General features: G+C 58.8%; 7 protein-coding genes. 4 read left to right on the top strand and 3 right to left on the bottom strand.

Annotation, left to right across the window (positions count from 1 at the left end; translation table 11 throughout):
• Positions 1-229 precede the first annotated feature (229 nt).
• From HNI00_RS21185 to HNI00_RS21170, 4 genes are all read left to right on the top strand, one after another.
• A complete protein-coding gene (locus HNI00_RS21185; RefSeq protein ID WP_068511468.1) occupies positions 230-460 on the top strand; it encodes a NifU family protein in 231 nt (76 codons plus the stop codon).
• A gap of 167 nt (positions 461-627) precedes the next feature.
• Positions 628-2,862: a glycoside hydrolase family 57 protein gene (locus HNI00_RS21180; RefSeq protein ID WP_316789255.1), complete on the top strand. Its 2,235-nt coding sequence runs from the start codon at positions 628-630 to the stop codon at positions 2,860-2,862.
• Positions 2,863-2,992: 130 nt separating this feature from the next.
• Positions 2,993-4,285, top strand: a complete 1,293-nt coding sequence (gene mgsA, locus HNI00_RS21175; RefSeq protein WP_316789253.1) for a methylglyoxal synthase — start codon at positions 2,993-2,995, stop codon at positions 4,283-4,285.
• 282 nt (positions 4,286-4,567) lie between these two features.
• Positions 4,568-5,164: a DJ-1/PfpI family protein gene (locus HNI00_RS21170; protein ID WP_316789252.1), complete on the top strand. Its 597-nt coding sequence runs from the start codon at positions 4,568-4,570 to the stop codon at positions 5,162-5,164.
• A 329-nt stretch (positions 5,165-5,493) separates the two neighbouring features.
• On the opposite strand, the gene HNI00_RS21165 is transcribed toward HNI00_RS21170, so the two are convergent.
• From HNI00_RS21165 to HNI00_RS21155, 3 genes are read right to left on the bottom strand one after another with little or no spacing between them, the layout of a single operon-like run.
• Positions 5,494-6,087 (bottom strand): molybdenum cofactor guanylyltransferase, encoded by a 594-nt coding sequence (locus HNI00_RS21165; RefSeq protein WP_316789251.1) that lies wholly within the window; start codon positions 6,085-6,087, stop codon positions 5,494-5,496.
• 17 nt (positions 6,088-6,104) lie between these two features.
• Entirely contained in the window at positions 6,105-8,690 is a 2,586-nt protein-coding gene (locus HNI00_RS21160; protein ID WP_316789250.1) for a tetratricopeptide repeat protein, read from the bottom strand.
• Positions 8,691-8,692: 2 nt separating this feature from the next.
• Positions 8,693-13,957, bottom strand: a complete 5,265-nt coding sequence (locus tag HNI00_RS21155; RefSeq protein WP_316789248.1) for a TylF/MycF/NovP-related O-methyltransferase — start codon at positions 13,955-13,957, stop codon at positions 8,693-8,695.
• Positions 13,958-13,980 lie beyond the last annotated feature (23 nt).

The following is a 13,980-nucleotide window of genomic DNA, read 5'->3' as shown; positions in this document are numbered from 1 at the left end:
TGACTCCCTTTATTAATAGTTTTAGAAAACCCGGAAGGATAGAAGCCTCTGAAGATCTACGGAGATGAGGGGTTGAACCCCCTTGGTTGAAAACCTGAGTGGGTGTCCGGAGAGCAGCAGTTGCGCCAGAGAGATGCAAAAGCGACCAGAAGCGACTTCCTCCGGTCACCTACAATAGAGATAAATACTTCTGGGCGATCGCCTCTTCAGGTAAAAACGAGTGACAACTATGGAACTGACAACCGACAACGTAGAAAAGGTGCTGGACGAACTACGCCCTTACCTCATGTCCGATGGCGGCAATGTGGAACTGGTAGAACTGGACGGGCCCATCGTCAAGCTGCGGCTCCAGGGGGCTTGCGGCTCTTGCCCCAGCTCTGCAATGACGCTGAAGATGGGCATCGAGCGCAAGCTGCGCGAAAGCATTCCCGAAATTGTTGAAGTCGAACAGGTGTTGTAACACCTCGAATTAAAACCATAAAAAAATTCTGAAAATTTGCTACACCGCACCGATCCAGGTGTTGGTAGACTCTGAGGCAGGGACGATTCGGGTTCCCTGCCTTTTGCTTTCGCGCCGATTCGCCACCGCACATTACCGAACGTTACTGAACGTTACTGAACGTTGATATGCCCTACCCTCTCTACGTCGCCTTTATCTGGCATCAGCATCAGCCGCTCTACAAAAGCCGGACTGCCGGACAATATCGTTTGCCCTGGGTGCGATTGCACGGTACAAAGGATTACCTGGATTTGATCCTGATTTTGGAGCAATTTCCCAAGCTCCATCAAACGGTGAACCTGGTGCCTTCGCTGATGATGCAGATCGAAGACTATGTAGCGGGAACGGCGTTTGACCCGTACCTGACGCTGGCGCTATCCCCCGAAGACACCCTCGATCAAGAGCAGAAGCAGTTTATTATCGAGCATTTCTTTGACGGCAACCACCGCACGCTGATTGACCCGCATCCGCGCTACGCCGAACTGTATTATCAGCGGCAGGACAACGGGCGCGAGTGGTGCTTGGAACACTGGAGCTTGCAGGACTATAGCGACCTGCTGGCGTGGCATAACCTGGCGTGGATTGATCCGCTGTTTTGGGGCGATCCAGACATTTCACAGTGGCTAGAGCAAGGGCGCGGGTTTACCCTGAGCGATCGCCAGCGAATCTATTCCAAGCAAAAGGAAATCCTCAGCCACATCATTCCCCACCACCGCAAGATGCAGGAAACGGGGCAGCTTGAGGTGATTACCACGCCCTACACCCATCCCATCCTACCTTTGCTGGCGGATACCAATGCGGGTCGGGTGGCCGTGCCCGATATGACCTTGCCCAACTTCCGCTTTCAGTGGCCCGAAGACATTCCCCGCCACCTGGCGCGGGCCAAGCAGATGTATTGGGAACGATTTGGCTGCAAACCTCGCGGGCTGTGGCCGTCGGAGCAGTCGGTCAGTCCCGCAATTCTGCCGGAGGTGGCGGCGCAGGAGTTTGAATGGCTAGTGTCGGATGAAGCCGTGCTGGGCTGGACGCTGAAGCACTTTTTCCATCGCGACGGGCATGGCAACGTGCTGGAACCCGAAAAACTCTACCGCCCCTATCGCCTGGAAACGCCCAATGGGGATCTCTCGATTGTGTTTCGTGATCACCGCCTGTCTGATCTGATCGGCTTTACCTATGGCGTGATGGAGCCAAACGCGGCCGCAAACGACTTGGTGAGCCATCTAGAGGCGATCGCCCACACGCTGAAATCCCACCAGTCCGACGGCACGACAACCCTCAAACAGCCCTGGCTTGTCACCATTGCCCTGGATGGCGAAAACTGTTGGGAATACTACCCGCTCGACGGCAAGCCTTTTTTGGAAGCGCTGTATCAAAAGCTGAGCGACCACAGCGAAATCGAACTCGTTACCGTCGCTGAATTTCTCGACCAATTCCCCGCGACAGAAACCCTGCCCGCCGACACGCTACACAGCGGCTCCTGGGTAGACGGCAACTTCACGACCTGGATTGGCGACCCTGCCAAAAATCGCGCCTGGGATTTGCTGACTCAGGCGCGTGCCGTGCTGGCCGCCCATCCCGAAGCCACCGAAGAAACCAACCCCGAAGCCTGGGAAGCGCTCTACGCCGCCGAAGGATCGGACTGGTTCTGGTGGTTTGGCGAGGGGCACTCCTCCAATCAGGATGCCATGTTTGACCAGTTGTTTCGCGAACACCTGACGGCGCTGTATGTCGCCCTCAATGAGCCTGTGCCGCCAGACGTGCGCCGCCCCGTCGAAGATCACGCCCGCGCCCGCAGCCACGGCCCCGACAGCTTCATCAGCCCCATGATTGACGGCCGCGCCGACGAACAGGACTGGGACAAGGCGGGGCGCATCGAGGTCGGCGGCGCACGCGGCACCATGCACCGCAGCAGCAAGGTGCAACGCCTCTGGTATGGCGTAGATCATCTGAATTTTTACCTGCGGGTAGACTTTGCCAGCGGTACGCGGATCGGCGTGGACATTCCGCCAGAGCTGCACCTGCTGTGGTTCTATCCCAATCGCACGATGCACAATAGCCCTGCACCGCTGGCCGACCTGCCCGACGAAGCACCGATGAACTATCTGTTCCACCATCATTTGGGGATTAACCTGCGGACGGGCGATCGCTGGCTGCAAGAAGCCAGTGACCACTTCCAGTGGCACAACTGCCCCACCCAGGCCCAGGTTGCCCTCGACACCTGCCTGGAGGTCGCCGTGCCTTGGGCCGACCTGCGCGACGTAGAACCCGATTGGGCCCTGCGCGTGGTGGTGTTTCTGGCAGACGAGGGCCGGTTTGTGGCAAACCTGCCGGAGAATGCCTTGATTCCGGTGCAAGTGCCTTAGTGAGAATTGGACGTGACGAAGAAAGTGACAGCGTGATGGGGGAATGGAGTAACACGGTAAATTAAGGAAGCGACTCCAACGCTCCATCGCTCCAACGCTCCAACACTCCATCCACTTCATCACTGCATCAATGCCCAACACGATCGCCCTCATTGCCCACGACTCCAAAAAAGACGACATCGTTCAGTTTGCTCAGCGACATCAGGCTATGCTGAGTCGGCATCGGCTCGTCGCCACGGGTACGACGGGGCAGCGCATTCAGGACGCAACGAGTCTGACGGTGGAGCGAATGCTGTCGGGGCCGCTAGGCGGCGACGCACAGATCTCGGCGGAGGTGTGTGAGGGGAAGGTGCTGGCGGTGATTTTTCTGGTCGATCCGCTCTATGCCCAGCCCCATGAGCCGGATATTCAGGCGCTCCTGCGGATTTGCAATGTCCACAATGTGCCGCTGGCAACGAATCTGGCAACGGCCGAGGCGATCGCCCTCCACCTCACCAATGTTCCCGTTGCCCATCTGGTCTTTAATCCCGCAGCGGGACGCGGCTCTCCAGACCAAGACCTGACGCTGATTCGCCAACTGCTAGAGCCACACATGACGCTGCATGTGTACACCACATCGGAACAGGAAGACCCGGCGGACTATATCGAAGCGGCGATCGCCAGCCATCCCGATGTCATCATTGCAGCGGGTGGCGATGGCACGGTGTCGGCGGTGGCCAAGGCGCTGATTGGCACGGGGATTCCCCTGGGCGTGATTCCCAAAGGCACAGCCAATGCCTTCGCCACGGCGCTGGGTTTGCCCGGAGTGTTTCCCATTCGGAGTGCCTGTCAGGCGATCGCAGGCGGATACACCCGCACGGTCGATGTCGCCCGCTGCAATGGGCTGCCGATGATCTTGCTAGCAGGCGTGGGCTACGAGGCGCTAACCATCGAGCGCTCCAGCCGTGAACTTAAAGACCAGTGGGGCGTGCTGGCCTATTTGATGGCGGGCTGGGAAGCAATGGATCAGCAGACCCTCTTTGATGCTGAACTGGAAGCCGATGGACAGGTCTATCCTTTTCAGGCGCACGCCATTACCATCGCCAATGCAGCGCCGCCCACCTCTGTCCTGGCGCAGGGCGCAGGGCAAGTAGTATTCGATGACGGGCTGCTAGACGTGACAATCGCCTCGGTGCAGAACAAGCTCCAGGGCATCGCCACCATGCTGCAAATTTTTGGAACCGCACTGGTCGGCGGCACTCCGCAGCACCCCAATGTGGTGCATGGGCGAGCGTCTCGCCTAAAAGTGACCACCAATCCGCCGCAAAAAGTGGTTCTCGATGGCGAAATCATTGGCACCACGCCGATTGAAGTCGAAACGATTCCAAACGGTCTAACGGTGTTGGTGCCCAAACCTGGCTTCTTGAATGCGCTGTCTGGCTAGCAAACGGATCGTCTGGCTAGCAAGTAGGCTATTTGGCAAGCAAGGCGCAGACTTGAGCGGCGCTACATGGCGCTACATAGCGCTACATAGCGCTACATGGCGATACATAGCGCTACATGGCGATGGCAATAGGCGATACATGTCGCCATGCATGTAGCAATACAGCAATACATTTTGTGAATTACGCTTTGTTGCCCTAGCGACACAGAACCAGATCAACGGCGTAAGGTCAAAAATATGTCCATATCGAACAATATCGAATAGCTTTCAGGAGGACAGACCATGGCCGCGAAGATTCTGATGCTGGTGGGAGACTTTGTAGAAGATTACGAAGTCATGGTGCCCTTTCAGGCGTTGCAAATGGTTGGGCACACGGTTCATGCCGTCTGCCCCAACAAAAAATCGGGGGAGTTTGTCCGCACGGCAGTTCACGATTTTGAAGGCGACCAGACCTATTCCGAAAAACCAGGACACCGCTTCACCCTCAATGCCACCTTTGCCGAGATAAATCCCGCCAGCTACGACGCGCTGGTGATTCCCGGCGGCCGCGCCCCAGAATATATCCGGCTGAATGCGGATGTCATCAACATTGTCCAGCATTTTGCCAATGCCAACAAACCCATTGCCGCCATCTGCCACGGGGCACAGCTTCTGGCTGCTGCTGGAGCCGTGCGTGGCAAACGCTGCTCGGCCTATCCTGCCTGCGGCCCAGAAGTCACCGCTGCGGGCGGTCAGTATGTTGACGTTCCCGTGACGGAGGCCGTCGTAGACGGCAATCTGGTAACGGCTCCTGCCTGGCCTGCCCATCCGCGCTGGCTGGCGGAGTTTCTCAAGGTGCTGGGTACTCGCATTGAACATGCAGAACTGCTGCGGGTGTAGCGCTTTGCGGCATTGAGTCGCAGCATTCTGATGAGATTTAGGAGATTTCACTGCTCAGGGGCGATCGCCTCTGAGCTATTTTGTCTCAGCTATTTTGTTTGAGCTACTTTCGGTGTTGATTTTGGATTTTGGATTTGCGATTTTGGAAGGCACATCCCGTATCTCGGCGCTTCCAGTAATTTCATTCGGAGTGCCCCTGATTAGAGGGGATGCCATCTCAAACCGGGTTCAAATCCGTGCAGCCATATTCCGACATCCCACATCCCAACATCTCACATCCCAATATCCCACATCCCAACATCTCACATCCCGACAGCCCAAACCCGACATCAGAGATGCGTCAGGTCTTCTGGCGTGTTGCAGTTCAACAAATGGGCAAAATCAACAGCCGGAATTTCGGCAACTGGATGCTGAGCTAGCCACTGCTGAAACGATCGCCCGCCCGCCTGCACAAAGTCGCGCAGCAGCGGCAGACTGCTCAGGCGATAAAACCCACACAGCGGCTGCCAGCCCTGCGAATCGCGCGGCAAATAGGCGATCGCCCCCGACTGGACTGTTTTCAACTGCGCGGCCCACTGCTGCACCTCCGCTGCTTGCAGCCGGGGCAGGTCGCACGCCAGCAGCAGCACCCACGCTGAGGCTCCACCCGCCGCGACCCGCTCCAACCCCTGCCAAAAGCCCACCAGCGGCCCGTGCGGCTCCGTTTCTCCAGGCAGCGGCGTTTCGGAGACAAACTGGCAGTCGGGCAGCAGCGCGGCGTAGCGGTCGGGCCAGGGCGTGACGACGAAGACTGGGCTGGCGCAGGACTGGGCGATCGCTCCGGTTCTTTGCAGCAGGGGCACGCCTTCAATCTCAATCAGCGCCTTGTCGCGCCCCATGCGGGTGCTGTGGCCCCCTGCGAGAATAATGGCAGAGAGAGGCATCGGGGTATTGTGTGACTCTATCTCATCATCCCACTGACCATTTGCGCTAGCACATCCAGGTTTACAAAAATATCCTCAACTCGAACCAGCGGATAGAGCAGCGACTGCCAGAAGTGTCCCGCAGGAACCTCGCCCAGCAGATAGGCATAGTCCAGCCCGACCAAGTTGCTGAGATACCAGTAGCAGGGATAGACGTAGTTGGGCGAAAACAGTTCTATGACCTGAGTGCCGGGGCGACAAAAGGCAAGGTTGGTGAGTCCGCTGCCGTGGGGGGAGACGATGAGTTCAGCGTTGTAAAAAAGCTGGGCTTGTTCGGCGATGGTGCAAGTCTCCAGGTAGACCGTGGTGAATCCCTGGGACTCAAGAAGTTTCACCACGGATTCTTCGTTGATGATTCGGCGATCGCGCGTTTTTTGCCTGGAGAGATACAAGCGCTTTGGTAAGCCGGGAGCAAGCGTCTGGGAACGCAAAAAGGACGACTTGAGCCAGTCGCAAACCCAAGTCTGGGGCCAGGCTACCGCACCAGGAAATGAAGGAATGATGAGTTGATCCGCCTGGATATGAAGATGCTCCTGGACAGACAGAACTTTCTCAGATGGAATCTGGAGATGATGCAAGCTGTCTTGCTGCCAAGAATGGCGATCGTCCACCAGCCAGTAATCAATTTTGTTAAGATTAAACCCGCTATCTTGCAGGACTTTGAGACGCGGCAAGACATCTAGCATCCAGTGAAAGTAGATGTTATTCGACACGCCTGCAAGAACGGCGACGGTTCCTGATAGGCGCTCTATGGGTGGCAGCTTTTGGGACGAAAAGACCCAGTGCTGGCGGGCCAGCAAGTCGGGATGTCCGGGGGTGAGCAGCGGAAACTCAGCGGAGCAATCGTGCATCACCTCGCCCGCCGCGTTAAAAACCGCCAGGCTGCTTTGATCCGAATCGAGCCAAAAGCGTCCGTTTGGCAGCGTGGCGACAAAGGTGCCAGGGATCGACAGGGCATCGCCCAGCCCAAAGCTCAAGTGGGGCAGCGGCTCCGAGCAGCGGGGCGGCTTGAGCGCAACGATCTGGGGCGGATGAACGGGCGTGAACGAGGCTCTAGGTTCCGATGCCACCCAATCGGGCAGGGTTCTGACTTCGCGGGTCGGCGCGTCCACGGGCCACGTCTTTTCCCAAAGCGGGTCATCCAGCATAGGCGACGTGGCTCCCCAAGGCGGATGCCCACGCCCCTGGTTTTGCCAGCCCGCCAGCAGGTTGGCCACTTGGGGGGCCAGGTTGGAATTCAGCTTTAGCGCTGTTTGCAGGCATTGCAGCGCCTCGACTGGCTCACCCGTCTGCATCAGCGCCGCCGCTAGGTTATACCAGCCCTCGACGGCTTCGGGCTGCTGAGCCAGGAGCGATCGCCAATGCTCGGCCGCAAGGTCTGTGTTCCCCTGCGCCAGATACGCCAGCCCCAGCAGTCGGTGTGCGTCTTCCCGGTCAGTATTGAAGGACAAGGCATGATGGGCAGCGGCGATCGCCCCCTCTGCGTCCCCCTGTTTCCAGAGCGCCTGCCCCAGACTCAGCCAGAGATCGGCGGCATTTGGGGCTTCGCTGAGGGCGGTTTTATACAGGGCGATCGCCTCTGACATTTGCCCTGTTTGCACCAGTGCATTGCCCAAATCTATAACGGTCGCGAAATTTGACGAATTTTCCTGGAGAGCCTGCTGATAGAGGGCGATCGCTCGTTCTAGCTGCCCGCCACGAGCCAGTAGATTTCCCGCCTGGTGCAGTGCCGCATCGGAATGGTCGGCCACCGCCAGGGTTTCTAAAAACGCTGCGTTGGCGCATACCGCAGGATTTTGCGGTGGTGTTTTTGCCCAGGCGAAATAGGTTTCGGCAAAGTCTGACCGTTGCCAGAGCGCCTGACGCAACCCCGACAGCGCCTCCGCCGCCTGCCCCAGTTGCAGCAGCCCATAGCTCATATCTGCCAGAACGGGCGCAGAATCGGGGGCCAGCGCGTGTGCTTGCCCCCAAGCCTGCACTGCTGCCGCCCAATCGCCCAGTTTTCCCTGACACAGCCCCAAACCCGCCCAGGCATCGGCATTGTCGGGCTGGAGCCTCGTCCATGCGGCGTAGCATTCGCCTGCTTCGGCAAATTGCCCAAGCGTCTGGTAGGTCTGCGCCTGCTGCGCCCAAGCTGCGACAAAATCGGGCTGAAGCGCGATCGCCTGCTGCCAGCTTGCCAGCGCTGCGTCTAGGTCACCCCGTTGCGCCTGCGCGATTCCCAGCCTGTGGTGATACGTTGCCTGCTCAGCGTCCAGTTCCAAAAGCTGCCGCGAGAGCCGCTCAGCCGCTGGGTATTGCTGATGCGCCAAACAGTGGGTTAGCGCTTGCTCCAGGAGATTTGCCAGACTGCTCAGGTAGGCTTCTAGCGCGTCTGGCTCAGCGTCGGAGAGGGGGGTCATCCACACTGCCTGGGCTTCGGCTTCCTGACCTTGCAGCAGCAGCGCCAAACCCAGCAGGGCGTAGTGCTGGAGGTCTGTCTCGCCCTGGGCAATCCGGGCTTCGCAGTAGGCGATCGCCCCGCCGGGGTTGCCCTGAAACACCCAGTCCAGCGCCTCGCTCATGGCTAGCCTACCGATTGCGTTGGTAAGGTGTCGAGGGCAGCGCGGGCGATCGCCGCAGTGTTGTTGTGGGGCAGGTCAATCCGGGCGGTCAGGCGCGGGCGCAGCAGAGTCCACTGGTCGGCAGGCAGCGGCGGCAACAGGGTAATCTCTGGCGCGTCTTCTCCCAGTTCCAGTTCCTCTTCCTCCATCAGGTGCAGCGTCACGCTAGACAGGGCAAAGTCTGCTTCCTGCGCGTCCAAATCGCCCATGTCTACCAGCAGCGTGGTTTCTTCGCCGCCGGGAGCAGTGATCACGGTTCGCAGCAGGTCCGCCAGTTCGGCAAACAGCACGTCTTCGGGCTGCTGCCAGTCGGGTAGGGCAATCAAATTGCGATCGCGCAGGTGCAGGGTTTCCGCAAGCTGCCGCTGCTGATGGGAATGGTACAGATCCCAAAGCACCCGGCTCATCTGCTGCCCATAGCGCTTGCTGTCGAGGAAGCTTGGCGTTTGCTGCATAGCAGTCTGGAGGCGATCGCTCAGTTTTTTCCTAAACCCGGCATCGGTTCCCAGGGCGATCGCCCGCGTGACATATTCTTCAACTGTCGTGGCGATTAGCTCTGGCAGTTCCAACTCTCGCAAGAACGCTGCACCCCGACCCAGGGAAACGGGCGTATCTTGCTCCATCACCAGCGTTGGAACACCCGCCATCAGCGGATCGAGCAGCGACGATAGGCCAGACATCGGGAACGAGTCGAGATACACATCGGCTAGCTGCACTCGCGCTTGCAGGTTGGCTCGGCTGGGGGTGGGGCCCAAGATCAAGAGGCGATCGCCTTCCACGTTTCTAGCGGTCAGTTGTTTCGACAATCGTCGCTGAAACGCCGCCAGTGGGTACTGGTTTGAGTAGTTTGGATTAAACGGGTAAATCAGCAACCGAGACCCCGGAACACTGGCCAGAATTTCCGCCCAGGCTGCTTCCAGTTCGGGCGAGATTTTGTAAAAACTCGCGCCAGATACAAACACCACCTCATTGTCCGCAATGCCCAGCATGGCGCGGTCTACGGGTTCGGTCGGCGGGTCAGACCCCTCCACCGCAAGGTCAAAGCACTGGCCAGCAGCTTCTAGAGGCAGCAGGTGTTCTGTAAAGTGGCGCTGCGCCTGATCCGCCGACCCCGCTAGACGGCTGGTGAGCCAGTAGTCGATTTGGGCAATCCCGCTGGAGATGGGCGAGTTCATGCCACATACCTGCACCCGCGCCAGCCGATGGGATGCCAGGAGGGTTATGGAATCCGTCACAGCCGCAGTATTGGTCGCAATCCAGAGGATGTCTAAGTCCGCTTGTCGGAGGACATCAACCTGTTCTGCTAGCCGCCCAGGAAGCTGCACTGCCCGATCGGCATATTGCAAGCAATACTGAGCAGCCGGGTGTTCATAGGAGGTCTGGGAAAAGAGAATGACTTCAAACTGGTCGCGATTGAGGTCGCGGAAAACAGGAAGCGTTGCAGCCGTCTTGGTTTGGGGAATAAAACCAGGAGACAGAATCCCCAGCCGGAGCTTCTGACGCGGCTCTGGGGCAACCGGGAAGTCGTAATCTAATGCGGCTCCTTCAGCAGTGAGCGCTTGGGCAATCAGCGCTGAACGCTTCTGGCAGAGAGATTTGAGCGATCGCCGCGTCAGGTAAAGCGGTGTGAGATCGAGGGTTTGCAGCGTGACCTGAGCAACCTTTTGCCAGAGGAAGTCGGTGGGGTCGTTTTGAACCTGTTCATAGAGTCTGTCCACCCATCGCTCCAGGTATTTGGCATACTCGTCAGCCTCGCCCAGTTCCATAAACATCGTGGGCGACGCACAGAGATACCGCACTATGTCTGCTAGCAGAGACGGTGGCACAAGGGTCGGGTCGAATCCATCGGGGAGATGGTGGGGATAGCAATACAGCATCGCTGCTAGCAGTGCGGATGTCTGGTTTGCCCATCCCTCCGAAAGGGTGGCAATGAGCTGGAGGGCGATCGCCTCGTCGGTTTCTGTGAGGGGTTCCAGCCGAATCCCAGAATCCAGGATGAGGCGATGCGCCTGGCCCAACTCGCCCGCAAAGGCGGTTTCCAGGTCCTCCGGTGCGATATTAAGCAACTGCTCAATCAGTTGGTAACGGTGCTGACGGAGCCGTTCCAGAGCCGCAAGACGGTCTGCCGCCGATCCTGCGGACTGATAGCGGGCGATCGCCGACCGCACCTGTTGCAGGGCAGACCCCTGAGATTGCTGAAGCTGCTGCTGGATCAGTTCCGCAGTGAGCAGGTTGGGGACGAGCCGCAGGGCGGCCGCAGTCGCCGCAGTCGCCAGTGGGCGATCGCCCAACTGGTATGCCAGCGTGCCCAACTGACAGAGCAACTGTCCATAGTCCTGCGCGGGGGCGATCGCGTCTGATTTGCGGAACCAAACGCCCGTGGAGTCAATCCGCCGGAGCGCAAAGCTAGAGCGCTGCTGCCGCTCAAACTCATGAATTGCCTGCCGACAGCCCTCCCAGAACCCGTAGTCATCAATTTGCACCGCGCCGCCCGGAATCACCTGGTGATATAGCAGGTTGAAAATGGCGAGGGTCGATTCGTACCAGTCGCCGTCCGCGTGCAGCAGTGCAATATCGCCCATTTCAGCGCGGTATTCGGGCAGGGTGTCCTGGAATAGCCCTTTTACAGGAACTACGATGTCCTGTACGTCTAGGGCTTGACAGACGACGGCTAGGTTTTCTTCGATCGGGGCCTTGAGCGTGCCCGCACCCCAATCCGTGTCATTCGCCGGAACGCCGTTGTGCTTGTCTACTTCTACCGGATCGGGCATTCCCTCAAAGGTGTCGCAGGCGTAGAGTTTGCGCGATCGCTGGCTATAGCGCTTGACGACTGCGGCAATCAGCGCAGCGGCTCCTCCCTTAAACGTGCCGCACTCCACAATGTTTCCTGGCAAATCTTCGAGGCAAATCTGCCGGGTCAAGGCGTAAAGCGAGAACAGGCGCTCTTCCGACAGGAGCGTGTAGGGACGAACCACCTGAACGAGTTCCTGGAACTCCGCATAGGAGGCTTTGCCAAGCGTGGTGTGGGCCGTATTGGCCCAGGCAAAGTGCTGGACGCTGGCTTGAAGCTGGGCACGTTGGCCGTAGAGGTTGCTGAGGATGGCATGGGCGGAGGCTGCGCCCGCACCCTGCTCGATGGCGCGATGGCAACTGTCCAGCGCAGTGTCCCAGTTTCCCGCAACGTAGGCGGCCTGTCCTTCGCGCAGAGCCGTGGCGATCGCCCGCGCAGTTTCCTGGGAGATTGGCTCTGCCACAGGCGGCAGCGCTTCGACCTGCTCTGCCATTTGAATTAGCGCATGAAGCGCCGTATGAGCAGTGGGTGCAGCTTCCTGCCAGCCGCTAACGGTGTAGTGCTTCAGGTGGGCCGGCAGCGTCCAGGACACCGCCGGGTCTGGGGTATGGTGGATGGGTTTGACATTCCCGCGCCACGCCACGCCCATAATTTGCATGGTTTGGTAAACGAGCGTATTCCAACCCCGATCGCGCAGATAGTCTAGCCCCTGGGCCACATCGGGCGAAGACAGGTCGTGGAAAATGATGAGAGCATCCTCTGTGGCCAGCAGCTCACAGGCGATCGCATCCTCCAAGGGCCCGGGCGCTTCGTGGTTGCCGTCGATAAAAATAAGAGACCATCGACGCTGCTCCTGCGCTGCTAGAGCCTGCACTGCACCGGGGCTAAAGCCAGGATAGAGCGCAACGCGATCGCGCACCCCGGCCGCCGTCAGCGACTGACTCACGCTGTCAAAAAACTCAGGCCGCTCCAGCAGCGGGTCAACCACGTCTAGCTCAACGCCCGCCAGCGCCAAGTGGCAGGCCGACCAGCCCATCCAGCAGCCAATCTCTAGGGCCCGCTGTCCTCGAAACTGGAGCGCCGTGTTGTATAGGATATGCGCCTCGTCGCGACTCAGGAAGCCGACCACCGGATGCCGCCGATCCACGTACCAGTTGTGGGGGACCTCGCGACGCAAATAGGGCCAGCCGCAGTCCTCACAGTTGCCCACGATCTTGTTGGGGAAGGCGTGGTCTGGACGAACCAGCGCCAGCCCCGGTGAAACATAGTCCCCCGCTGGAAGCATTAGGTCTGCAAGCAAACTAATCGTTTCGTCCAGCATTCGGTGCTGCTGAAACAGATTGATAGCCCGCTGGCGGCAGCCCTCACCAGCCGCACGACGCTGCTCTGGATGCAGGGCCCAGGTTTGGATAATGTCTACCAAGTCTGCAATCGTTTGCACGGGGTTTTGATTGGGGTCGCTGAGCAGTTTGCCCGTTTCCCCCAGTTCTTCTGGAATGCCGCTCACCGCCGACGCAGCGACGGGCAGGCCTTTGGCCATGGCTTCCATAATGGCCAGGGGCATCCCTTCGCGCCAGGAGGGCAGGAGAAACATATCTGCCGCGTCATACCAATCCTGGATATCCCACCGCCGACCCAGCAGGTGAACGCGATCGCTCGCGCCCATCTCGGCAATTTCTTTTTCGTACTGTGCGGTCAGTGCCGGATCGCCGCTGCCTGCCCAGGCAAACTGCAACGACGACCAGACGGGCAGATGTCGCAACTGGGCGATCGCCCCTAGCTGAAGCTGGAAGCCTTTTCGAGCGACGATTTGAGCCACAGAAAAGCACAATACTTGGTCGTCTTTGATGCCCAGTTCTGCCCGTAGCCGCTGCCGGGTTTCTGCATTTCTCGGCTCAAAAAACTCAGCCGGCCGCCCATACAGGATGACGCGCCCCTTGTTGTCTGGCAGACGGAAATGCTGCCGGAGAAGCTGGAGGTTTTCCTGAGAGACGAGAATCACTTCTCTGGCGTGGTGATACTGCTCTGACAGGGCATCGAGGCGATCGCCAAACCGCTCTGCTAGATCAGGCGCAACGTATCCAATCACAATGGCGTAGGGGATGCCCTGCTGAATCGCCACTTGCTTGGCTGCGAAGTTCGAGAGCGGATGTGAATCGCTGAACAGAATAAAGTCTGGACGCACCCGATGGAAAATGCGCTCCGGGCTTGCCGTATCGTCGAGCGTGCGCTGCACCTCCGAGATCGTGTTGTAGTCCAACCATTCATGGACGACCCCTGCCCTTGCTTGCGCTTGCGTTTGCACCGTGTCCACTTGAGTTTGCACCAGCGTTACCCGATAGTCTTGGGCACGCAGCCCCAAAACAACTTCATGGTTGTACTGGGCAACGCCGCCGCTGCCAAAGTCATCTGTGTAGAGCAAGAGGTGTTGAGACATACCTTTAGAGTTTGGGAAAGGGG

Source organism: Thermoleptolyngbya oregonensis NK1-22, from assembly GCF_032705245.1.
GTDB classification, from domain to species: Bacteria; Cyanobacteriota; Cyanobacteriia; order Elainellales; family Elainellaceae; genus Thermoleptolyngbya; species Thermoleptolyngbya sichuanensis.
This window is presented reverse-complemented; position numbering and strand designations above follow the sequence as displayed.